Source organism: Streptomyces sp. NPDC054849 (assembly GCF_053610945.1).
Map to the genome: position 1 here is coordinate 17,420 of NZ_JBSGZI010000007.1, position 22,108 is coordinate 39,527.

Annotated in this window: 23 protein-coding genes and 3 tRNA genes; 20 read left to right on the plus strand and 6 right to left on the minus strand. The window is 71.9% G+C overall.

The window, feature by feature from the left end:
• Positions 1-345: 345 nt before the first annotated feature.
• A complete protein-coding gene (locus tag ACWGIF_RS05095; RefSeq protein ID WP_453491264.1) occupies positions 346-1,524 on the minus strand; it encodes a sensor histidine kinase in 1,179 nt (392 codons plus the stop codon).
• Between the two features lie 147 nt (positions 1,525-1,671).
• Between ACWGIF_RS05095 and ACWGIF_RS05100 the strand changes: the two genes are divergently transcribed.
• The 13 genes from ACWGIF_RS05100 (at position 1,672) to ACWGIF_RS05160 (ending at position 13,989) form a co-directional block, all read left to right on the plus strand.
• Complete coding sequence (locus ACWGIF_RS05100; RefSeq protein ID WP_453491267.1) at positions 1,672-2,079, plus strand: NADH-quinone oxidoreductase subunit A; 408 nt, start codon at positions 1,672-1,674, stop codon at positions 2,077-2,079.
• Positions 2,070-2,678 (plus strand): NADH-quinone oxidoreductase subunit B, encoded by a 609-nt coding sequence (locus ACWGIF_RS05105; RefSeq protein WP_453491270.1) that lies wholly within the window; start codon positions 2,070-2,072, stop codon positions 2,676-2,678. Before ACWGIF_RS05100 ends, ACWGIF_RS05105 begins: the two co-directional genes overlap by 10 nt.
• The gene (locus tag ACWGIF_RS05110; protein ID WP_453491273.1) at positions 2,675-4,102 is read left to right on the plus strand and encodes an NADH-quinone oxidoreductase subunit C; all 1,428 of its coding nucleotides are present in this window, start codon (positions 2,675-2,677) and stop codon (positions 4,100-4,102) included. The genes ACWGIF_RS05105 and ACWGIF_RS05110 overlap by 4 nt, the downstream gene beginning before the upstream one ends.
• Complete coding sequence (locus tag ACWGIF_RS05115; protein ID WP_453491276.1) at positions 4,099-5,067, plus strand: complex I subunit 1/NuoH family protein; 969 nt, start codon at positions 4,099-4,101, stop codon at positions 5,065-5,067. The genes ACWGIF_RS05110 and ACWGIF_RS05115 overlap by 4 nt, the downstream gene beginning before the upstream one ends.
• The gene (locus ACWGIF_RS05120; RefSeq protein ID WP_453491279.1) at positions 5,067-5,690 is read left to right on the plus strand and encodes a NuoI/complex I 23 kDa subunit family protein; all 624 of its coding nucleotides are present in this window, start codon (positions 5,067-5,069) and stop codon (positions 5,688-5,690) included. Before ACWGIF_RS05115 ends, ACWGIF_RS05120 begins: the two co-directional genes overlap by 1 nt.
• Positions 5,687-6,295 carry an NADH-quinone oxidoreductase subunit J family protein gene (locus tag ACWGIF_RS05125; protein ID WP_453491282.1) on the plus strand — a complete coding sequence of 203 codons (609 nt, stop codon included), beginning with the start codon at positions 5,687-5,689 and terminating at the stop codon, positions 6,293-6,295. The genes ACWGIF_RS05120 and ACWGIF_RS05125 overlap by 4 nt, the downstream gene beginning before the upstream one ends.
• Positions 6,295-6,642 (plus strand): NADH-quinone oxidoreductase subunit NuoK, encoded by a 348-nt coding sequence (nuoK, locus tag ACWGIF_RS05130; protein WP_453491285.1) that lies wholly within the window; start codon positions 6,295-6,297, stop codon positions 6,640-6,642. Before ACWGIF_RS05125 ends, nuoK begins: the two co-directional genes overlap by 1 nt.
• Positions 6,639-8,636 carry an NADH-quinone oxidoreductase subunit 5 family protein gene (locus ACWGIF_RS05135; RefSeq protein WP_453491288.1) on the plus strand — a complete coding sequence of 666 codons (1,998 nt, stop codon included), beginning with the start codon at positions 6,639-6,641 and terminating at the stop codon, positions 8,634-8,636. The genes nuoK and ACWGIF_RS05135 overlap by 4 nt, the downstream gene beginning before the upstream one ends.
• A 38-nt stretch (positions 8,637-8,674) precedes the next feature.
• Positions 8,675-10,228 (plus strand): complex I subunit 4 family protein, encoded by a 1,554-nt coding sequence (locus ACWGIF_RS05140; RefSeq protein WP_453491461.1) that lies wholly within the window; start codon positions 8,675-8,677, stop codon positions 10,226-10,228.
• Positions 10,225-11,766 (plus strand): NADH-quinone oxidoreductase subunit N, encoded by a 1,542-nt coding sequence (locus ACWGIF_RS05145; protein WP_453491291.1) that lies wholly within the window; start codon positions 10,225-10,227, stop codon positions 11,764-11,766. Before ACWGIF_RS05140 ends, ACWGIF_RS05145 begins: the two co-directional genes overlap by 4 nt.
• A gap of 223 nt (positions 11,767-11,989) precedes the next feature.
• Positions 11,990-12,853: a zinc metalloprotease HtpX gene (gene htpX / locus ACWGIF_RS05150; protein ID WP_453491294.1), complete on the plus strand. Its 864-nt coding sequence runs from the start codon at positions 11,990-11,992 to the stop codon at positions 12,851-12,853.
• On the plus strand, positions 12,850-13,242 hold the full coding sequence (locus tag ACWGIF_RS05155) for a YccF domain-containing protein (protein WP_453491297.1): 393 nt from the start codon (positions 12,850-12,852) through the stop codon (positions 13,240-13,242). Before htpX ends, ACWGIF_RS05155 begins: the two co-directional genes overlap by 4 nt.
• Before the next feature lie 222 nt (positions 13,243-13,464).
• Positions 13,465-13,989: an SMI1/KNR4 family protein gene (locus ACWGIF_RS05160; protein WP_453491300.1), complete on the plus strand. Its 525-nt coding sequence runs from the start codon at positions 13,465-13,467 to the stop codon at positions 13,987-13,989.
• Here the strand turns inward: ACWGIF_RS05160 and ACWGIF_RS05165 are convergent.
• The 3 genes from ACWGIF_RS05165 to ACWGIF_RS05175 form a co-directional block, all read right to left on the minus strand.
• Positions 13,973-15,208 (minus strand): APC family permease, encoded by a 1,236-nt coding sequence (locus tag ACWGIF_RS05165; protein WP_453491303.1) that lies wholly within the window; start codon positions 15,206-15,208, stop codon positions 13,973-13,975. The two genes, ACWGIF_RS05160 and ACWGIF_RS05165, sit on opposite strands and share 17 nt — an antisense overlap.
• 18 nt (positions 15,209-15,226) lie before the next feature.
• Positions 15,227-16,654 (minus strand): SulP family inorganic anion transporter, encoded by a 1,428-nt coding sequence (locus ACWGIF_RS05170; RefSeq protein ID WP_453491306.1) that lies wholly within the window; start codon positions 16,652-16,654, stop codon positions 15,227-15,229.
• A gap of 193 nt (positions 16,655-16,847) precedes the next feature.
• The gene (locus tag ACWGIF_RS05175; RefSeq protein WP_030009008.1) at positions 16,848-17,336 is read right to left on the minus strand and encodes a YajQ family cyclic di-GMP-binding protein; all 489 of its coding nucleotides are present in this window, start codon (positions 17,334-17,336) and stop codon (positions 16,848-16,850) included.
• A 200-nt stretch (positions 17,337-17,536) separates the two neighbouring features.
• On the opposite strand from ACWGIF_RS05175, the gene ACWGIF_RS05180 reads away from it, so the two are divergent.
• Positions 17,537-17,618, plus strand: a tRNA-Tyr gene (locus ACWGIF_RS05180).
• A 137-nt stretch (positions 17,619-17,755) separates the two neighbouring features.
• Complete coding sequence (locus ACWGIF_RS05185) at positions 17,756-18,196, plus strand: DUF3574 domain-containing protein (RefSeq protein ID WP_453491309.1); 441 nt, start codon at positions 17,756-17,758, stop codon at positions 18,194-18,196.
• A gap of 22 nt (positions 18,197-18,218) precedes the next feature.
• Here ACWGIF_RS05185 and ACWGIF_RS05190 read toward each other — a convergent pair whose 3' ends face one another.
• A complete protein-coding gene (locus tag ACWGIF_RS05190) occupies positions 18,219-18,875 on the minus strand; it encodes an SDR family oxidoreductase (RefSeq protein ID WP_453491312.1) in 657 nt (218 codons plus the stop codon).
• Between the two features lie 53 nt (positions 18,876-18,928).
• Positions 18,929-20,197 carry an amidohydrolase family protein gene (locus ACWGIF_RS05195; RefSeq protein WP_453491315.1) on the minus strand — a complete coding sequence of 423 codons (1,269 nt, stop codon included), beginning with the start codon at positions 20,195-20,197 and terminating at the stop codon, positions 18,929-18,931.
• A gap of 350 nt (positions 20,198-20,547) precedes the next feature.
• Here ACWGIF_RS05195 and ACWGIF_RS05200 point away from each other — a divergent pair.
• The 5 genes from ACWGIF_RS05200 (at position 20,548) to ACWGIF_RS05220 (ending at position 22,015) form a co-directional block, all read left to right on the plus strand.
• Positions 20,548-20,620, plus strand: a tRNA-Thr gene (locus tag ACWGIF_RS05200).
• Positions 20,621-20,668: 48 nt separating this feature from the next.
• A tRNA-Met gene (locus ACWGIF_RS05205) sits at positions 20,669-20,741 on the plus strand.
• An 88-nt stretch (positions 20,742-20,829) separates the two neighbouring features.
• Positions 20,830-20,994 (plus strand): 50S ribosomal protein L33, encoded by a 165-nt coding sequence (rpmG, locus tag ACWGIF_RS05210; protein WP_003956487.1) that lies wholly within the window; start codon positions 20,830-20,832, stop codon positions 20,992-20,994.
• Between the two features lie 138 nt (positions 20,995-21,132).
• A complete protein-coding gene (locus ACWGIF_RS05215; RefSeq protein WP_362851929.1) occupies positions 21,133-21,585 on the plus strand; it encodes a MaoC family dehydratase N-terminal domain-containing protein in 453 nt (150 codons plus the stop codon).
• Position 21,586: 1 nt separating this feature from the next.
• Positions 21,587-22,015 carry a MaoC family dehydratase gene (locus ACWGIF_RS05220; protein WP_453491319.1) on the plus strand — a complete coding sequence of 143 codons (429 nt, stop codon included), beginning with the start codon at positions 21,587-21,589 and terminating at the stop codon, positions 22,013-22,015.
• The last annotated feature ends 93 nt before the right edge of the window (positions 22,016-22,108 follow it).

Here is a 22,108-nt window from a genome sequence, read left to right on the forward strand (position 1 = left end):
CCGTGGCGCGGAGCCCGGCCATTCCAGCCTCGTCGGCGTTTGAGGCGCGGGGTCTGGGGCGGGGCCCCGGGAGACGGCGCTGCACCGGCCACGCGTATCGGGCCCCCGCCCACCTCGGTATTCAGCCTCGTCGGCGTTTGAGGCGCGGGGTCTGGGGCGGGGCCCCGGGAGGAGGCGGTGCACCGGCCGCACGTATCGGGCCCCCGCCCACCTCGGTATTCAGCCTCGTCGGCGTTTGAGGCGCGGGGTCCGGGGCGGGGCCCCGGGAGACGGCGCTGCACCCGCCACGCGTACGGGCCCCCGCCCACCCGGCAGGGGCCCGCTCACCACCACACCCCGCACGCCTCAGCCCCGCCCCCGCCACGGCAGCTCCGCCGTGACCACGGTCCCCGCCCCCTCGGGCGATTCCACGACCAGCACCCCGTCCACCGCGTCGAGCCGCTCCGCGAGCCCCGCCAAGCCGCTCCCCCCGGACGTCCGCGCCCCGCCCCGCCCGTCGTCCGACACCCGGATCAACAGCCGAGCCCCCGCCCGCCACACCTCCACCTTCGCGCCCCGCGCCTCCGCCCCCGCGTGCTTGCTCACGTTCTGCAGGAGCTCGGACACCACGAAGTACGCGATCCCCTCGATCGCCTCCGCCGGCCGCGTCTCCGGCAGATCCACCGCCACCTTCACCGGCACCACGCACCGCGCCGCCACCGACGACAGCGCCGCGTCCAGCCCCCGGTCCGTCAGCACCGCCGGATGGATCCCGCGCGCGAGGTCCCGCAGTTCCCGGAGCGCGAGCTTCACCTCCCCGTGGGCCTCGTCGACCATCGCCGCCGCGCCCTCCGGGTCCTCCAGCAGCTTCTCCTTCGCCAGGCCCAGCCCCATCGCCAGCGCCACCAGCCGGGCCTGCGCCCCGTCGTGCAGATCCCGCTCGATACGCCGCAGGTCCGCCGCCGCGGTGTCGACCACCACGCCCCGGTCGGACTCCAGCTCGGCGATCCGCCGCTCCAGGTCGTCGGACGGCGACAGGAGCCCCCGTACCAGCGCCCGGTCCGCGTTCGCCATCAGACGCACCAGATACGGCAGCACCGGCCACAGCACGAACAGCCCGGTCAGGGCTACCGTGAAGGTGAGAACCCCCCACGGCAGCCGGACGAGCTGATACAGCACCGTCCGCCAGCCGACCGGGTCCTTGATGCTCGTCCACAGCCAGGGGAAGAATCCGCCGGACCGCTTCGGACCGGGGATCGGGGTCGGCTCCTCCACCCGCACGCCCAGCAGCCAGCGGGCGCGTGCCCGGTCCAGCCGTCCCAGTTGCCGAGACAGATAAAGACCGCAGGCGAGCAGCGGAAGCCCGATCGCGGTCATGGAAAGACCGCCCGTCCCGGCAACCATGACAACTGCGTAAACGAAACCGACGATCGCCATCGGCAGATTGCTCACCAGAAAGGCGATCTCCTTCCACGTCACGGCGCTGAACACGGCGCGTACGGGGGGAGGTCGATCGTCGTCGGGGAGGACGTGGCTCGTGGTCATGCGCCACAGCCTGTCAAGCGCGCCTCGCCGATGCCATGGGGCGGCCGGGGTGCTGTGAACGGGGGATAACCCCACCCCGTGTGAGGCAGGCCCTAGACTCCCGTCCGTACCAGATCGTCGACAGTGACCGAGGAGCGAGGAACGGACGTGCCCGAACCAACGGTATCGACCGCAACCGTGCTCGCGGCGGACTACTTCCGGAGTTATTCGGTCGTCGGTCTGCTGGCCGCTCTCGGTGTGCTCTTCGTGGCCGTGGCGTTCGGAGCAGGCCGCCTGCTGCGACCCGTCGTCCCCACCCACGAGAAGCTGCTGACGTACGAATGCGGTGTGGACCCGGTCGGCGAAGGCTGGGCGCACACCCAGGTCCGCTACTACGTCTATGCGTTCCTCTACGTCATCTTCGCCGTCGACTCGATCTTCCTGTTCCCGTGGGCGACGGTGTTCGCCGCCGCCGGCTACGGCGCCACGACGCTGGTGGAGATGTTCATCTTCCTGGGCTTCCTGGCCGTCGGCCTGCTCTATGCGTACAAGAAGGGCGTCCTCGAATGGACGTGACACCGGCTGTGACGCCGACCGAGGGCGTGCTGCTCCCGGAGCCCAAGCGCCTCGGAGTCCTCTCCCGCCTGGCCCCGGAACCGATGAAGGTGGTCCTGAACTGGGGCCGCCGCTACAGCCTGTGGGTCTTCAACTTCGGCCTGGCGTGCTGCGCGATCGAGTTCATCGCCGCGTCCATGGCCCGCCACGACTTCATCCGCCTCGGCGTGATCCCCTTCGCGCCGGGACCCCGCCAGGCGGACCTCATGATCGTCTCGGGCACCGTCACGGACAAGATGGCACCGGCCGTCAAGCGGCTCTACGAGCAGATGCCCGAGCCCAAGTACGTCATCTCGTTCGGTGCCTGCTCCAACTGCGGCGGCCCGTACTGGGACTCGTATTCGGTGACCAAGGGCGTCGACCAGATCATCCCCGTCGACGTCTACGTGCCCGGCTGCCCGCCGCGCCCGGAAGCGCTCCTCCAGGGCATCCTCAAGCTCCAGGAGAAGATCGCCCGCGAGTCGCTGGCGGAACGCTACGCCGAGGGTCCGTCGGTCACCCAGCTCACGAGCGGCCTGGTCACGCCCCCGCCCGCACCCGCCCCGGGGGCCGGCGCATGAACCTCTACGACTCCCTCCCCGACGCGGCTCCGGCGGTCTTCGGCGCCGAGGCCGTCGCCGAGTTCTCGTACGACGTCCTCACGGTGGACGTGCCCGTCGGCAGCTGGATCTCCTCCCTCGAGATCGCCCGGGACAAGCTGGGCTGCACCTACTTCGACTGGCTGAGCGCGGTCGACGAGCCCGGCACCGGCTTCCGGATCTGTGCGCACGTCGCCTCGCTGGAGAACCACCGCGTACGCCGCCTCCTGCTGCGCACCACCGTCCCGCACAGCGCCCCCTCCCTGCCGTCGGCGGTCGCCGTCTATGCGGGAGCCGAATGGCACGAGCGCGAGACGTTCGAAATGTTCGGCGTCGTCTTCACCGACCACCCGCACCTGGTCCACCTCCTCCTGCCGGAGAACTTCGAGGGCCACCCGCTGCGCAAGGACTTCGTCCTGGCGGCGCGCGTCGCCAAGGCCTGGCCGGGCGCCAAGGAGCCGGGCGAGGGCGCGGACCCCGACGGCCCGAAGCGCCGCCAGATGCTCCCGCCGGGCGTCCCGGACCCCAACGACTGGGGTCCGATGAAGGGCCAGCTCCCGCCGGCCCCGGCCCGCCCGGCCCGTACCCCCCGCGCGGCCGGAGCGGCGGGCGCCGCCGCCCGCACCCCGCGCGAGGGCGCCCCGCCCCGCCGCACCCGCTCGGTCACCGAGGGCTCGGCCACCCAGCCCCCGGCAACCGCGGCAGCCTCGGAAACCCCGGAATCCGACACCCCGCGCCCGCCCCGCCGCACCCGCTCGGTGACGGAGGGCTCGGCCAGCCAGACCCCGACGCCCCCGGCAACCGCGGCAGCCTCGGAAACCCCGGAATCCGACACCTCGCGCCCGCCCCGCCGCACCCGCTCGGTGACGGAGGGCTCGGCCAGCCAGGCAGCACCCCCCGCGCCCGCTCCCCAGCCCGAAGCAGCAGCTCCGAAGCGCCCGGCCCCCCGCAGCACCGACGCCCCCTGGCACGACCCGAAGCCCGCCTTCGAGGACCCCGCGGCGAAGCCGGCGCCCCCGCCGACCGCTCCGGAGGCGACCGCGCAGGCGCCGACGCCCGCGTCCGAGGACCCCTCGGCGAAGCCGGCCACGCCCGGCGGGCCGACGGAGCCGCCGGCCACGGCGAAGCCGGAGCCCACCGAGCCCGCGGCCGAGACCGGGCCGATCGCGCCGGAGGCGACCGCGCACGCGCCGACGCCCGCGTCCGAGGACCCCTCGGCGAAGCCGGCCATGCCCGGCGGGCCGACGGAGCTGCCGGCCACGGCGAAGCCGGAGCCCACCGAGCCCGCGGCCGAGACCCCGCCGACCGCGCCGGAGGCGACCCGGCCGACCGCGCCGGAGGCGACCCGTGCTCCCAAGACCACCCCCACCCCCCATTCCACCCCCGACAACGGAGGCGACGCGTGAACGACGTCCTCGACGTCGCCCTGCGGCTGATCGTCGTCTTCGCCGTCTTCCTCGTGCTCCCGCTCGTCGTCGGGCAGACCGAGCACAAGGTGATGGCCCACATGCAGGGCCGCCTCGGCCCCATGTACGCCGGCGGCTTCCACGGCTGGGCCCAGCTCGTCGCCGACGGTGTGAAGTTCGCGCAGAAGGAAGACATCGTCCCGGCCAACGCCGACCGCCGGATCTTCCAGCTGGCCCCCGCCGTCGCCCTGCTGCCGTACCTCCTCGTCCTCCTCGCCATCCCGATCGGCCCGGGCGAGGGCGCGGTCGGCCAGGTCATCGACGCGGGCGTGTTCTTCGTGCTCGCCGTCATGGGCGTCGGAGTCCTCGGCTCGCTCATGGCCGGCTGGGCCTCCGCGAACAAGTTCTCCCTGCTCGGCGGCCTGCGCACCGCCGCCCAGCTGCTCGCCTACGAGCTCCCCATGCTGCTCGCCGCCGCCTCCGTCGCGATGGCCGCCGGGACGGTCTCCCTCCCCGGCATCGTCGAGAGCTTCGAGTGGTGGTGGCTGCCCTGGCAGATCGTCGGTGCGCTCGTCTTCTTCACCGCCGGCCTCGCCGAACTGCAGCGGCCCCCCTTCGACATGCCCGTCGCCGACTCCGAGATCATCTTCGGCGCGTACACCGAGTACACGGGCCTGCGCTTCGCCCTGTTCCTGCTCGCCGAGTACGCCGGCATCGTGGTCCTCTGCGCCCTCACCACCGTCCTCTTCCTCGGCGGCTGGCAGGGCCCCTTCGGCGCCGACGGCCTCGGCTGGGTCTGGACCCTGCTCAAGACCGCGATCCTCGCCTTCGTCGTGATCTGGCTCCGCGTGAGCTACCCGCGCCTGCGCGAGGACCAGCTCCAGAAGCTCGCCTGGACCACACTCATCCCGCTCGCGCTCGCCCAGATCGCGCTCACCGGCATCGTGAAGGTGGCGATCCAGTAATGCCCATCCCCGGATCCGGCCTCGCCAAGGGCCTGGCCGTCACCCTGCGCACGATGACGAAGCGCTCGCACACGGCCCAGTACCCCGACGTCCAGCCCGAACTGCCGCCCCGCTCCCGCGGGGTCATCGGCCTGTTCGAGGAGAACTGCACGGTCTGCATGCTGTGCGCCCGTGAGTGCCCCGACTGGTGCATCTACATCGACTCCCACAAGGAGACGGTCCCCGCGTCCACCCCCGGTGGCCGCGAGCGCAGCCGCAACGTCCTCGACCGCTTCGCCATCGACTTCTCCCTCTGCATGTACTGCGGCATCTGCATCGAGGTGTGCCCCTTCGACGCCCTCTTCTGGTCGCCGGAGTTCGAGTACGCGGAGACCGACATCCACGAGCTGACCCACGAGCGCGACAAGCTCCGCGAGTGGATGTGGACCGTCCCGGCCCCGCCCGCGCTGGACCCTGCCGCCGAGGAGCCCAAGGAGATCGCCGCCGCCCGCAAGGCAGTGGAGAAGGCCGAAGCCGCTGCGGCGGCCGCCGCCGCGGCCGAAGCAGCCTCCCGGGCCGCCGAGGCCGCCGAGGCCGCCGAGGCCGAACCGCCGACCACCCCGACCCCCGAGGGAGACGCGTGACCCCCGCCGCCACCCTGGCCGCAGCCACCGTCACGGGGCCCGGCTTCCTCTCCCCGACCGGCGTCGAGATCGCCTTCGTCCTCGTCGGCCTCGCCACCCTCGGCGCGGCCCTCGTCACGGTCACCACCAAGCAGCTGGTCCACGCCGCCCTGTGGCTGGTCGTCGCGCTCGGCGGCATCGCCGTCGAGTACCTGCTGCTGACCGCCGAGTTCATCGCCTGGGTCCAGGTCCTCATCTACCTCGGTTCCGTGGTCGTCCTCCTCCTCTTCGGACTGATGCTCACCAGGGCGCCCATCGGCCGCTCCCCGGACGCGGACTCCGGCAACCGCCGGATCGCGCTCGGCGTCGCCGTCGTGGCGGCCGGGGCGCTGGTCTGGGTCGTCGTCGACGCCTTCCGCACGACCTGGATCGACCTCGACGGACCCGTCCAGGGCTCGACGAAGGTCTCCGGCGAGATCCTCTTTCAGCACTGGGTGCTGCCCTTCGAGGCGCTCTCGGTCCTCCTCCTCGCGGCCCTGATCGGGGCCATCGTGCTGTCCCGCAGGAACGACCCCGCCGAAGCCGCCACCCCGGCCGGACCCGGCGAGAAGAAGGGCCGGCGCTGATGCACCTCGCCTACCCCGCCGTGCTCGCGGCGCTCCTCTTCTGCACGGGCCTGTACGGAGTACTCGCCCGCCGCAACGCCATCCTGGTCCTGATGTCCGTCGAGCTGATGCTCAACGCCGTCAACCTCAACCTGGTGGCCTTCGACGTCTGGCTGCGCGACGCCCTGCACGCCGGTCAGGCCCTCACCCTCTTCACCATCGCCATCGCCGCCGCCGAGATCGGCATCGGTCTCGCGATCGTGCTGATGGTGTACCGCAACCGCGGCACCTCGGACGTCGACCGGCTGCGCGACACCGCCGAAGGCCACGAGCCCGCCGAGAACAACCAGAGCGAGGTCACCGCGTGAGCACCACGACCCTCGCCGTCCTCGTCCCGCTGCTGCCCTTCCTGGGTGCGGTCGCGGGACTGCTGTTCGGCCGCAGCGCCCCCGGGTTCGTCCGGCCGCTCGCGATCCTGCCGACGCTCGCCGCCGCCGTACTGGCCGTGCTCGTCGCCGTCCGCCAGGGCGGCGGCACGGCGATCAGCACCGCGACCGAGCTGACCCCGACCGGCTCGGTGCCGATCGACCTATCGCTCTACATCGACGGCTTCGCCGCGCTGGTCGCCGTCCTGGTCGGAGTCGTCGCCACCTGCGTACAGCTCTACTCGACGGCGTACCTCCGTGAGGACCCGCGCTACCCGTCGTATGCCGCTCTCGTCTCACTGTTCACCTCCGCCATGCTGCTCGTCGTCTACTCCGGCGACCTGATGGTGCTGCTGGTCGGCTGGGAGGTCATGGGCATCTGCTCGTACTTCCTCGTCGGCCACTACTGGGAGACCGAAGCGGCCCGCTCCGCCTCCCTGAAGGCCTTCCTCGTCACCAAGCTCGGTGACGTCCCCTTCCTGATCGGTCTCTTCGCGCTCGCCACCGACGCCGGCTCCTTCCGGATCACGAAGATCCTGGGCACCGTCGCCGCGGGCGGTCTCGACCACCCGACGCTGATCGCGCTGCTCCTGCTCGCCGGAGTCGCCGGCAAGTCCGCGCAGTTCCCGCTGCACACCTGGCTGCCCGACGCCATGGCGGGCCCCACCCCGGTCTCCGCGCTGATCCACGCCGCGACGATGGTCGCCGCCGGCGTCTACTTCATCGCCCGTCTCCTGCCCGTCTTCGCGGCCTCCCGCGCTGCACTGGTGGTCATGGCCGTCATGGCGGCCGTCACGATGATCGGCTCCGGCCTCGCCGCCCTCGCCCAGGACGACATCAAGCGGGTGCTCGCCTACTCCACGGTCGGCCAGCTCGGCTACATGATCGGCGCCCTGGCCGTCGGCGACCGCGGAGCGGCCGTCTTCCACCTCCTGTCCCACGGCGCCTTCAAGGCGCTCCTCTTCCTGGGCGCGGGCGTGATCATCCACGCCGCCGGTACGAACTCCCTGGCCGCCATGTCCCGGATGGACGGCCTGTCCAAGCGCATCCCCGACGCCTTCTGGACGATGACGATCGCGCTCCTCGCGCTCGCCGCCATCCCGCCCTTCGCCGGCTTCTTCTCCAAGGAAGCCGTCCTCGTCGCCGCCGAGCAGACCGCCACCGGACACTCGGACCTCGCTCCCAGCGCCGCCGGCTGGGTGGTGCTGGTCGCCGGACTGCTGACCGCCCTGCTCACCGCCGCCTACGCCACCCGGCTCTGGCTGATGGCCTTCCGCGGCAGGGGCGCAGCCGCCCCCGACCACGGCAGGGAACCCTTCGCCATGACCGGCGTCCTGTGGCTGCTCGCGATCCCGACGGTCGGCTTCGGCCTCGCGGCGGGCCTTCTCGCCGACTGGTTCGACGGCAGGGCCCTCACCCCGACCGTGGTCACCTCGGTCCTCGGCACGGGCGCCGCGGTCATCGGCGTGATGCTCACCTACGCCCTCTGGCAGCGCGCCACGGCGAAGGCCGCCGCAGGCACCGCAGCCGGCGTGCCCGCCTCCGTCGCCGCCGCCGAATCCGCCGCGGAAACCCCCGAGGTGGCCGAGGTGACCCACGATCACCCCGCCGTCTCGGCCCGCCCCGCCGCCGACCCCGGCAAGGCGCTCCTCGGCCCGCTGCACCGCCACGCGGCCGACGGCTTCCAACTCGACGCCGTCTACGACCGGCTCTTCGTCCGCCCCGTCCGGGCGTCGGCGGGCCTGGTCCGCTTCCTCGACCGCGAGGTCGTGGACACGTACGTCCGCGGCGCGGGCACCGGCACCCGGCTGCTCGGCAGCCTCGTACGCCGCGCCCAGACCGGCAACGTGCAGAGCTACCTGAGCGCCCTGCTCGCCGGCGCCGTGGTCCTGGCGATCGCCACCGCCGTCCTCGCCAACGTCAACGCCGGATCGTGAGCCGTGAGTCAGCCGTGATTGATATCAGCCCGTCCGTGATGCAGTTCCTTCTGGCGTTCATCGTGGCCGCACCGCTCCTCGGCGCCGCCGCGGCCCTGCTGCCGGCCCCGCCCGGCCTCAAGGGCCGCAGCCCCGAACAGGCCGTGCTCCGCCACGGCGTGACCGTGACCGGCGTGATCCTCGCCGCGGCTATCGCCCTCACCGTGGGCTTCGACCACGACGCCCCGTCCCGCTTCCAGGCGACGACGGACATCAGCTGGATCCCGGCGCTCGACGTCCGGATCCACCTCGGTGTCGACGGCATCTCGCTTCCCCTCCTCCTGATGACCGCGCTGCTGTTCTTCCTCTGTGCGCTCTACAGCTATTTCAAGCTTCCCGAGGGCCCCTCCCCGAAGGCCTTCGTCGCGCTGCTCCTCGTCCTCGAGTCCGGCACCCTCGCGACCTTCGCCGTCCTCGACCTGCTGCTCTTCTTCCTCGCCTTCGAGATGGTCCTCATCCCGATGTACTTCCTCATCGCCCGCTGGGGCGGTGCTCAGCGGCAGCCCGCCGCCTGGAAGTTCATCCTCTACACCCTCCTCGGCTCCGTCGTCATGCTGCTCGGTCTGCTGCTGATCGGACTGAAGAGCGGCACATTCGACATGGTGGCACTCGCCTCTGACAACGGCCGCGAACTGTCCCACACCACCCAGCTGCTGGCCGTCCTCGCCATCGGCATCGGCCTGGCCGTGAAGACCCCGATGTGGCCCCTGCACAGCTGGCTGCCGGACGCGCACACCGCGGCGCCCACCGTCGGCTCCGTCCTGCTGGCCGGCGTCCTGCTCAAGATGGGCACGTACGGGTTCGTCCGCATCCTGCTCCCCGTCACCCCCGACGGAATGCAGACCTTCGCCCCCTACCTGGGCGCCTTCGCCGCCGTGGGCATCGTCTACGGATCGCTCGCCTGCCTCGCGCTGGCCCGCCAGGGGAGCAAGGGCGACCTCAAGCGCCTCATCGCGTACTCCTCCGTCGGCCACATGGGCTTCGTCCTCCTCGGCATCGCGAGCATGACCCCCACCGGAGTCAACGGCGCGCTCTTCGCCAACATCGCCCACGGCCTGATCACCGGCCTGCTCTTCTTCCTGGTCGGGGCCCTCAAGGACCGTTACGGCACCGCCGACCTCGACACCCTCGCCGGGGCCACCGGCGCCGCCCTCTACGGCCGCGCCCCCCGCTTCGGCGCGTTCCTCGCGTTCGCCGCCGTCGCCTCCCTCGGCCTCCCGGGCCTGGCCGGCTTCTGGGGCGAGATGCTGGCCCTCTTCGGCGCCTTCGACCCCGCCGAGGGCCTGTCCCGCCCCGCGTTCCTCACGTACACGGCCGTCGGCGCGTTCGGCACCCTGCTCACCGCCGCCTACCTCCTGATCGTCGTACGGCGCGTCTGCATGGGAGACCCGAAAGCGGGACCCGAGCTCGCCGTCGCGGACATCCAGCGCTACGAGTTCGCCGCCTGGACCCCGCTCGTCGCCCTCACCGTCCTCGCCGGCCTGTGGCCCGCGGTCCTCCTCGGCCTCACCGACCCGGCCGTTCAGAAGCTCCTCGCAGGAGGCAACTCATGACGGCCCTGACGGTCCTCTCCGCCGAAAGCCCCAGCCTCGTCCAGTCCGTCGACTGGCTGGCCATCGCGCCCGTGGTGATCACCGCCGCCGTCGGCCTGGTGGTCCTCGTCGCGGATCTCTTCGTGTCCGAGCGCCGGGGGCCGCTCCTCGGCTGGATCTCGGTGGCCGGCCTGGCCGCCGCGATCGCCACCCTGGTGCCGCTGCGCGCCGGCGACCGCAGCACCTTCTGCCTCACCGGCGACCCGGCGGCCTGCAGCTACACCGCGGACCACTTCACGCTCGTCATCCAGTTCCTTGTGCTGGCCGGCGCCCTGGTCACCGCCCTCCTGTCGGTCACCGCCGTCCGTGACACGAGCATGCCGGCCGGCGAGTACTGGTTCCTGCTGCTCTCCTCCGCAGCCGGCGCGGCCCTGCTGCCCGCCTCCCGCGACCTCGCCACCCTGATCGTCGCGCTCGAAGTCGCCTCGCTGCCCGCCTTCGCCCTCGTCGGCATGCGTCGCGGCGACCGGCTCTCCTCCGAGGCCGCCCTCAAGTTCTTCCTCTCCTCCGTCACGGCCACCGCCGTGTCGCTGATGGGCGTCAGCTTCGTCTACGCCGCGACCGGCTCGCTGCACCTCACCCAGGTCGCCGACCGCCTCGAAGACGTCCCCGGGCAGCTCGACACCCTCGCCATGGCAGGCGTCGCGCTCACCCTCGTCGGCTTCGCCTTCAAGACCGCGGCCGTCCCCTTCCACTTCTGGGTCCCCGACACCTACGTCGGCGCCCCCCTGCCCATCGCCGGCTACCTCTCGGTGATCGGCAAGGCCGTCGGCTTCACCGGCCTCATCCTCGTCACGGTGATCGCCTTCCCGGCGTACTCCGACATCTGGGGCCCGGCCCTCGCCGTCCTCGCCGCGCTCACCATGACGCTGGGCAACGCCGCCGCACTGCGCCAGTCCCCGGACCGCCCGAACAGTGCCGTGCGGCTGCTCGCCTGGTCCTCGGTGGGCCAGGCCGGCTACCTGCTGGTCCCGATCGCCGCCGCCGCGTACTCCGAGCGCGACCAGATCGGCTCCACCGTCGCCTACGCCCTCATGTACGCCGCCGTGAACCTCGGTGCCTTCGCCGTCGCCGCCCTCGTCGCCCGTACGAAGCCGCTCCACCGCATCAGCGACTACCGCGGCCTGTACGCCGAGCGCCCGCTGGCCGCCCTCTCGCTGGCCTTCTTCCTGCTGTGCCTGGCGGGCCTGCCACCGGGCATCATCGGCCTCTTCGCCAAGGTCACCGTCTTCCGCTCCGCGGTCGACGCGGGCCTGGGCTGGCTGGCCGTGGTCATGGCGATCAACGTCGTCATCGCCCTGTACTACTACCTGCGGTGGACCGCCCTCCTCTTCCGGATGCCGGAAGGGGCCGAGGGCGCCGAGGGCGCGGCGGGCCGTGCGAAGGCCCCCTGGCCGGTGACGGCGGCCATCGTGCTCACCGCGATCACGGCGGTCGTCCTGTCGGGCGCCCCGCAGCTGGTCCTGCGCGTCGCGTCGGGCAGCCTCTTCGCGCAGTAGCCCGTACACCTGACCCGTACGGAGTAACGCCCGCCGCAGCCGTCCGCAGCCCTGCCGCCGCCCCGCCGCCCCTCCCGAGGGGGCGGCGGCGGGCGGCCGCCCCGGTGCGCCCCGGGAACCGGACGCCCCCACCTCGCGTTGACCAGGAAGGGAGGGTCCACTGGACCGTAGACCCTCAGATCCATGACGGGGCTCCCCTGCCGCACCACTTGGAGGGCGTACCGTGCACCGCCGGCACAACGGGCTCAAAACCGCCGTACTCCTCGGCGGGCTGTCCGCACTCATCATCCTCATCGGAAGCTTCTTCGGGCGCGGCGGCCTGATCGTCGCCGTCCTCATCGCCCTCGGGACGAACGCCTACGCGTACTGGAACAGCGACAAGCTGGCTCTACGCGCGATGCGCGCCCGCCCCGTCAGCGAGTTCGAGGCGCCCGAGCTCTACCGCATGGTGCGCGAGCTCTCCACGTCCGCGCGCCAGCCCATGCCACGCCTCTACATCTCGCCGACCGAGGCGCCCAACGCGTTCGCCACCGGCCGCAACCCGCGCAACGCCGCGGTCTGCTGCACCGAGGGCATCCTGCGCATCCTCGACGAGCGCGAGCTGCGCGGGGTGATCGGCCACGAGCTCAGCCACGTCTACAACCGCGACATCCTGATCTCGTCGGTCGCCGGAGCACTCGCCTCGGTGATCATGTTCCTGGTGAACTTCGCCTGGCTCATTCCGGTCGGTCGGTCGAACGACGACGAGGGCCCCGGCCTCTTCGGCATGCTGCTGATCATGATTCTGGGCCCCCTGGCCGCCTCCGTGATCCAGCTCGCCATCAGCCGCTCTCGCGAGTACGAGGCCGACGCCTCCGGCGCCCAGCTCACCGGCGACCCGCTCGCCCTCGCCAGCGCCCTGCGCAAGCTCGACGCGGGCACCAAGCAGCTCCCGCTGCCGCCCGAGCCGCGACTGGAGACGGCGAGCCACATGATGATCGCCAACCCGTTCCGTCCCGGAGAAGGCCTTTCTAAGATGTTCTCCACACACCCTCCGATGGCCGAGCGCATCGCCCGGCTCGAACAGATGGCAGGCCGCCGCCCGTGAAGACACTCCTGAACGTCATTTGGCTCATCCTCAGCGGTATATGGCTGTTCCTGGGCTACCTCCTCGCGGGCGCGCTGCTCTGCATCACCATCATCGGCATCCCCTTCGGCATCGCCGCCTTCCGCATCGCGATCTACGCCCTCTGGCCCTTCGGCTACACCACGGTCGAGCGCCGCGACGCCGGGGCGGGCTCCGCCATCGGCAACGTCCTGTGGCTGGTCCTGGCGGGCTGGTGGCTGGCGCTGAGTCACATCTTCACCGGCATCGCGCTCTGCATCACGCTCATCGGCATCCCCTTCGGCATCGCCAACTTCAAGATGGTCCCGCTCGCCCTGCTCCCGCTGGGCCGCGAAATCGTCCCCACGGACGCTCCCTTCGCCTCTCGGTGACCTCGTCCGCCCTGGGGGGCGAGGGCGACGACCACGACGATGGGGCAACTGAGGCCCGGCTGTGGGCCCGTGCGGGGCGGCGGAGAACCTCTTCGCCGCCCCGCTGGCGCACGTACGACGCCGCAACGGCGTCCGACCGCGGGACAAAGGCGCCGGCATCGTGCCCGACTGGGTTGTCCACAGGCCCGGGCGGCTGTCAGTGGTGTGCGTCACCATGAACGCATGAACGAGACCGAGCAGTTGCTGGAGCAAGTCGCAGACCACGTGCGCAACTCCGTGCGCCGGCACGGAAAGGCCCTGCCCGCACCGCTGGGCAGCGGGGAGATCGCCCGGGCCGAAGGCATACTCGGCTTCACCCTGCCGCCGCTGCTCGCCGCGCTCTACACCCACATCGGCGACGGAGGATTCGGCCCCGAGCGCGGCCTGCTGCCATTGCGCGAGACCGTGCTGGCGTACGAGCAGCGGAGGTCCGCCGGATGGCGATGGCCCGAGGGCGTGCTGCCGATAGCCGACTTCGGCTGCGGCGTCGTCGCCTGCGTGGACGGCCGCTCCGACACCGCCCAAGTCCTGCTGTTCGACCCGAATCCGGGGGAGCCCGACCTCGCCTGGTCCATCGACAGCCCCAGCCTGGCGGGCTGGTTCCACGGCTGGCTCGACGGCACCGCCTGGTTCTGCGAGGAGTCCGCCCTCGGCGAGGAGTACGACCTGGAGCCGGCGCCCTGGGCCGGGTTCAGATCCCGGATCTGAGCCGACTCCTCACCCCGTAGGCCAGCGCGCCCAGCGCCAGCACCGCCGCCCCCGCGACCACCGACACGAGGGGCAGCGCGCACGCCAGCACCACACAGCCGGACAGCCCGACCGCTGCCACGGCCCGACCCTTGACAGCTGAACCGAGAGTCCACGCGGAGGCGTTCGCGATCGCGTAGTAGGCGAGCACTCCGAAGGAGGAGAAGCCGATCGCGCCCCGCAGATCGGCGGTTGCCGCGAGCACCGCCACGACCGCACCCACTGCCAGCTCCGCATGGTGCGGCACCTGATGCCGTGGATGTACGGCGGCCAGCGCACGCGGGAGATGGCCGTCCCGGGCCATCGCCAGGACCGTCCGCGACACCCCGAGCACGAGGGCCAGCAGCGAGCCCAGTGCGGCCAGGGCCGCGCCCACCCGTACGACCGGCGCCGACTCCGGCCGACCGGCCGCCCGAACCGCGTCGGCGAGCGGGGCCGCCGACTGCGCCAGCCCGTCGGCGCCGAGCACCGACAGCGCCGCCACCGCGACCGCGGCGTACACGAGCAGGGCGAGCCCCAGCGCGAGCGGCACCGCCCGCGGGATCGTCCGCGCCGGGTCGCGCACCTCCTCGCCCAGGGTGGTGATCCGGGCGTAGCCCGCGAAGGCGAAGAACAGCAGGCCGGCGCCCTGCAACAGCCCTATGGCGGTCCAGTCCGAGCCGCCCAGCCGCCCCGGATCGGCGGCGCCGGAGGACAGGCACACCACGACCACCCCGGCCAGCACCGCCAGGACCGCCGCCACGATCAGCCGGGCGATGCGGGCCGACTTCTGAACCCCGCCGTAGCTCGCCGCGGTCAGCGCCACCACCGCCGCGACGGCCACGGCGTGCTGCTGCCCCGGCCAGACGTACGCACCCACGGTGAGGGCCATCGCCGCACAGGACGCGGTCTTGCCGACCACGAATCCCCAGCCGGCCAGATACCCCCAGAAAGGACCGAGCCGCTCCCGTCCGTAGACGTACGTGCCGCCGGAGGACGGGTACCGGGCGGCGAGACGCGCAGAGGAGTGCGCGTTGCAGTAGGCCACGAGCGCCGCCAGGCCCAGAGCGGCCAGGAGCGCACCGCCCGCCGCGCTCGCCGCCGGGGCGAGGGCGGCGAAGATGCCGGCGCCCACCATCGCGCCGAGTCCGACGACGACGGCGTCGGACACTCCCAGGGTGCGCTTCAACTCGTTTTCCACGAGCGGAGGGTAGCCGGGCTAGATGACGCCCTCCCGGCCGGGGAGCGGCGCCCGGGTGCGCTCCCACCCCTCCAGGGCGGTCAGACAGGCGTGATCGAGGTGGCGCAGCCCGCTCAGATCGAGCCGCACCGGGTTTCCGTGCGGCAGCGCGTCCAGCGCGTCGAGTAGTTTCGGCAGCCGCAGGAAGCTGGCGTTCCCCACGACCCGCACGCACAGCTCCTCGCCTTCCCACACCTCCTCGATGTGCACGTGGGAGGTCTCCCAGGCGGCCTTGGCGACGGCGAGCCCCAGCCCGACCAGCACCCCCTCGAAGAGATTGGTCACCACGATCGCGAAGGCCGTGGCCAGCAGTACCACCGCCTCGCCCCGGTGCGTCCGCCACAGCGCGGCCACCGCCTTGGCGGGCAGCAGCTTCCAGCCCGCGTGCAGCAGCACCCCGGCCAGTGCGGCCAGCGGCACGATCTCCAGCACCTGGGGGAACGCCACGGCGAAGAGCAGCAGCCAGCCACCGTGCAGCACCCTGGCCGCCCGCGTGCGCGCGCCGGCCTCCACGTTGGCGGCGCTGCGCATGATCACGGCGGTCATCGGCAGCGCCCCGAGCAGCCCGCACACGCTGTTGCCCACGCCCTGGGCGATGAGCTCCCTGTCGTACTCCGTCCGCGGCCCGTCGTGCATGCGGTCCACGGCGGCCGCGCTGAACAGCGTCTCGGCGGAGGCGATCAGCGCCAGGGCGACCACGGTCCCGGCCGCGCCGACGGTGGCCAGCACCCCGAAGTCACCCCATGCGGGCGGGGACACCGCCGCCAGGACCCCCGTCACCCGCACCTTGTCGACGGGCAGCCGCAGCAGGACGGCCGCGGCGGTGGCGGCGGCCACCCCGACGAGCGCGCCGGGCACGACCCGCAGCCGGGCGGGCATCCGGCGCCAGGCGACCATGGCGGCGATCGTCCCGACTCCGAGCAGCACGGCGGCCCAGTCGGCCTGCGCCCCGAGCTCGTGCACCCCGCGCAGCTTCGCCAGGGTCTGCCCGGGAGCCTCCACACCGCCCAGGGCGTACAGCTGCCCGCAGATCAGGACCAGCCCGATCCCGGCCAGCATTCCGTGCACGACGGCGACGGAGATCGCCCGGAACCACCGCCCGAGCCGCAGAACCCCCATGCCCAGTTGCGCCACGCCCGCGGCCAGCACCAGCACGCCGAGCGCGGGCAGACCGTACGCCTGCACCGCCTCGTAGACGAGCACGGTCAGCCCCGCCGCGGGCCCGCTCACCTGGAGCGAGCTGCCGCGGAACCATCCGGTGACCAGACCGCCGACCACCCCTGTGACGATCCCCAGCTCGGCCGGCACCCCGGAGGCGACCGCCACCCCCACGCACAGGGGCAATGCGACCAGCGCGACGACGACGGACGCCCCGAAGTCATCGCGAAACGTGCCGGCCCCAGGCATGCGAGAACCCCCTGCCACGCGGTGATGTGATGCCACCCAGCGTGCTGGGCGCACTTCACGCACCCCAAGTGCCCACAGGAGCCCGTGGTGGCGCGTGCGCCGCACACGCCCCGCTCACACACCCCGCAACCGCCGCGGCCCGGCGGTCGGTGAAGACCGCCGGGCCGGCGTGGTGGCAGGTCGCAGACCTGGGTCAGCGGTAGTTCACGAACTGGATCGCGAAGTCCAGGTCCTTGCCCTTGAGCAGCGCCTGGACCTCCTGGAGGTCGTCACGGCTCTTGGAGCTGACGCGCAGCTCCTCGCCCTGGACCTGGGCCTTGACGCCCTTGGGGCCCTCGTCCCGGATGATCTTCGCGACCTTCTTGGCGTTCTCCTGGGAGATGCCCTCCTCGATCGTGGCGAAGATCTTGTACTCCTTGCCGGACAGCTGCGGCTCGCCGGCGTCCAGCGCCTTGAGCGAGATGCCGCGCTTGACCAGCTTGGTCTCGAAGACGTCGAGGACGGCCTTGACGCGCTCCTCGGAGTTCGCCTCCATCAGGATCTTCTCGCCGGACCAGGCGATCGTGGCGCCGGTGCCCTTGAAGTCGTAGCGCTGCGAGAGCTCCTTGGCGGCCTGGTTGAGGGCGTTGTCGACCTCCTGCCGCTCGACCTTCGAGACGATGTCGAAACTGGAGTCGGCCATGTGCTGTGGCTCCTTGAAGTCGGTTGTGATCGCCCCTGAGGGCGCGGCCGGACATCCCCGGCCCGCTCCGCAAAGCCTAGCCACCGCACTCACCCCCAGCGCTGATCAATCCGGTGGCGAAGCACCCCCGGTCATCAGGTATCGTTTACGTCGTTGCCAGGGAGCGCCGCCGCAAGGCGGAAAAAATGGCAGCAAATCTTGGCGGTGTGCCCGAGTGGCCAAAGGGAGCAGACTGTAAATCTGCCGGCTCAGCCTACCCAGGTTCGAACCCTGGCGCCGCCACGCGATGAAAGACCCCCGTTACTCGTAACGGGGGTCTTCACGTATGCCGCGCGACCCCCGGCGTGAAAAGCGTGGGGCCGGGGCGCACCGGGCGGACATCGGCCGCATCGTCGTGCGCTCCTGTTCGTTCACCGTGGGTGAAGTGGACATCTGACACGCGGGGGAAGGTCGGCGGCGGAGTGCTCATCGCTCTGCTCGGCGCGGGGATTCCGGCTCTGATGGGAGCGGCCCTCCACACGGAGGTGGGTGCGCCCTACCAGGAGACCCGGCTGTACTTCGGCACCGAACGCTCCGACGGGCGGGGGCCGGTCGGGGAGAAGGAGTTCATGCGGTTCCTGGACCGGGAGATCACCCCCGCCTTCCCCGAGGGGCTGACGCTCCACGACGGGTACGGGCAGTGGCGCGGCCAGGACGGCAAGATCGTCCGAGAGGCGTCCTACGAGGTGGTCCTGCTGTACCCCGAGAAGGAGGCCGGCGAGCGCAGTACGCGCATCGAGCGGATCCGGCAGGCGTACGAGGACGGGTACCAGCAGGATTCGGTCGGGCGTTCCGACGACAAGGTGAGCGCCGAGTTCTGAAGCGCCGCCGCGCGGCGGGTCGTCAGTTGCCGGCCACGGCCTTGACGGCCACCTGGACCGGTGTGGAGCCGGAGACCAGCTCCAGGGTCAGACCCGCCGTCGCCGGGGTCTCGATGAGTTCGGCCAGCACCGCCGCCACGTCGTCGCGCGGGACGGCCCCGCGGCCCGTCCGGGCCTCCAGGCTGACCAGGCCCGTCCCGGCGTCGTCGATCAGCGAGCCAGGGCGCAGCACCGTCCATTCCAGGCCCAGCCGGGTGCGTACGTGGTCGTCGGCCTCGCCCTTGGCGCGCAGGTAGACGTCGAAGACCTCGTCGCCCTCGTGGTGCGCGTCCGCGCCCATCGAAGAGACCATCAGGAAGCGCCGTACACGGGCCCGTTCGGCGGCGTCGGCGAGGAGTACCGCCGCGCCCCGGTCCACGGTGTCCTTGCGCCCGACACCGCTGCCGGGGCCCGCGCCGGCCGCGAACACCGCCACGTCCGCGCCCTGCAGGATCCCCGCCACGTGCTCGACCGTGGCCGACTCCAGATCGCAGAGCACCGGCTCGGCGCCCGCCTCCCTGAGGGCGTCGCCCTGTGCCGGGTCGCGGATGATGCCCGCGACCTCGTACCCGCGCGCGGCGAGCAGGCGCTCCAGCCGCAGCGCGATCTGACCGTGTCCACCCGCGATGACGATGCGCATGTCCCGACGGTACGACGAGCCGGGCACGCACGCCCGCGAACGAACGGCGAACTTCAGGGTCCTGGCTCCGTACGGCCCTGCCGGGGCAGGTCCAGGGCCACCGCGACGGCGGAGTCGCAGTACTCCCGCACGGCACTCGTACGGGCTACCACGCGCCCGCGGTGGATCACGATCCTGCTGTAGGCGAGGGACAGCACGCCCGCGATCCGGTCCCCGCGCACCGCGAGCAGCTCTGCGGGGAAGCCGGCCTCGACCCGTACCTCCGGCAGGCCCATGGCCTCGCGGGCACAGGCGCTGACCGACGCGTAGGCCTCGCCCGCCCGGAGGCCGCCCTGGGAGGCCAGCAGGTACGCGGCCTCCAGCGGGTCGCCCCGGCCGACCGGGTTCCCGGCGTCCCGCAGCGCTCCGCTGCCGGCCGCGACCCGTACGCCGGCGGCCCGCAGCAGCCGTACGGGGGCGGTGCGCAGCCCGCGGCGTTCCAGGGCCGCGCAGTCGCCCTGGGGCAGGCAGGTCACCCGTACGCCGGCCGCGGCCAGCTGGTCGGCGGCGCGGGCCGCCGCGTCCATCGGGAGCCGGGACAGGCCGCCGCAGGGGCCGATGGTCACCCCGGGGCGCAGCCCGCCGGCCATCGTCGCGAGCCGGGAGAGTCGGGCGGGATCGTCACCGTCCGTGTGCAGATCCACGGGGCAGCCGTGCTCGTCGGCGAGTTGCAGGACGGCTTCGAGGAAGCCGGTGGGGTCCGGGTCCAGGTCCGGGCAGCCGCCGATCACGGAGGCGCCCATCTTGACCGCGTCCCGCAGCATGGCGAGCCCGTCCGCACCGGCCACCCCGGTCAGCAGGCGGGGGACGGCCACGGAGGTCAGGTCGGTGAGCCCGCGCAGGGAACGTCGGGCCTGGAGCACGGCCTCCATGGGTCCGAGCCCGTGCACGTCGCCGATCCGTACGTGGGAGCGCACGGCGGTGGCGCCGTGGCCGAGCTGGAGCAGGGCTGCTTCGGTGGCCCGGCGCTGGACCTCGTCGGGGGTGTAGGAGACGGGCCCCTCGCCGTCGGCGGTCAACGCGGTGTCCCCGTGGGCGTGGGGCTCGGCCGGGGCGGGGAGCAGCAGGTAGCCGCTCAGGTCCACCCGGGACAGTGCGGGGGAGGGGAGGCTGCCCGCGGTGCCGACGGCCTGGATCCGGCCGCCGCCGAGGCGGACGTCGACGGTACGGCCGTCGGTCAGGCGGGCGCCTGTGAGAAGCAGGGTGGTCGCCTCGGCGGCGGCCGCATTGCCGTTGCCGCTGCGGGGGCATGGGGACGGCTGCTGCGGCGGGCTGTCGGACATCGCGCTCCTGCGGTGGCTCGGGCGGTTCCTGGAGCCGTGGCCGCGACCCGCGGCCCAAGATCACGCAGCGTGCTCAGAGCCTAGGGCGCGGCGCACCCCGCTTCACGGAAGAGCGCAATAGTCGTACCGGTGTGGTGCCCGTGCGCCGTGGCGCGCACGCGCACGCCCAGCCGGCCGGGGTGGCTCCGATCGACGGCCGTCGGGGTGTGAGCCCGCACACATTTCGCCCCAGAAGTGGGCCGGGAGGGACCTGCGGGGTGATCGGGAAGAGCGGGGGAACCCCCTCGGAGCCCTGTTCCCGCAAAGGATTTGGGCGATCGGTAGGCAACCGTGTAATGTCTTCATCGCTCGCCCCAATAGCTCAGTCGGTAGAGCGTCTCCATGGTAAGGAGAAGGTCTGCGGTTCGATTCCGCATTGGGGCTCTGGTGAGAGAGGTTCCCTGCCCTCGGGTGGGGAGCTGATCACATCAAAGCGGCGTAGCTCAGTCGGTAGAGCAAGCGGCTCATAATCGCTGTGTCACCGGTTCAAGTCCGGTCGCCGCTACACACAGTAGCCGATTGCGGGGTCGGTCTCCCGATCGGCTACTCTTTTATGCGTTCATCCGTCCCATATTCCGTCAAGGAGCACTCACGTGGCTGCCACCGACGTCCGCCCGAAGATCACGCTGGCCTGCGTGGAGTGCAAGGAGCGGAACTACATCACCAAGAAGAACCGGCGTAACAACCCGGACCGTCTTGAGATGAAGAAGCACTGCCCGCGTTGCAACTCGCACACCGCGCACCGCGAGACCCGCTGACCCCAGCGAAGTCTCGTATACAGGCACCGTCATGAGGTCGTCCCCTTCATTGGGGGGCGGCCTTGTGTCGTTTCCGTGTCCGTACCTTCTGTCTTTGTTCTTGCGTCTTTCGTGTCCCTTCATCAGGAGGTAGTGAGCATGGCTCTCGACCAGTCCTTCGTGGGGCGGAGCTACCCGCCCACCGATCCGTACGAGGTCGGCCGGGAGAAGATCCGCGAATTCGCGGTCGCGGTGGGTGACGCCAATCCCGTCTACACCGACCCCGAAGCCGCCAAGTCGTACGGCTACTCCGATGTGATCGCCCCGCCGACCTTTGTGTTCGCCATCACCTTCAAGGCGGCCGGGCAGGTCGTCGAGGACCCGCAGCTGGGCCTGGACTACAGCCGCGTCGTGCACGGCGACCAGAAGTTCGCCTACTCCCGCCCGGTGCGTGCCGGTGACCGGCTCTCGGTGACCTCCACCATCGAGGCCGTGAAGTCGCTCGCGGGCAACGACATCATCGACATCCGCGGCGAGGTCCACGACGAGACCGGCGAGCACGTGGTGACGGCGTGGACGAAGCTCGTCTCCCGCGCCCCCGAGGAGGCCTGACATGGCAGCGCAGATCCAGTACGCCGACGTCGAGGTCGGCACCGAGCTGCCGGCGGCGTCCTTCCCCGTGACGCGCGCCACGCTCGTCCAGTACGCCGGCGCCTCGGGCGACTTCAACCCGATCCACTGGAACGAGAAGTTCGCCCGGGAGGTCGGACTGCCGGACGTGATCGCGCACGGCATGTTCACCATGGCCGAGGCGATCCGCGTGGTCACCGACTGGGTGGGCGACCCGGGTGCGGTCGTCGAGTACGGCGTGCGCTTCACCAAGCCCGTCGTGGTGCCGAACGACGACCGGGGCGGACTGATCGAGGTCACGGCCAAGGTCGCCGCCAAGCTGGACGACAAGCGCGTCCGGGTCGACCTGACGGCCATGAGCGCCGGGCAGAAGGTCCTGGGCATGTCCCGGGCCGTGGTCGAACTGGCCTGAGGAAGAGCGAGGGTGGCGGGGAGGGGCCCTCCCCGCCACCCTCTACCCCCTCTGCGCTCCTCGCTGCCCCCGCCCGCCTTCCCCCGCGCCGGA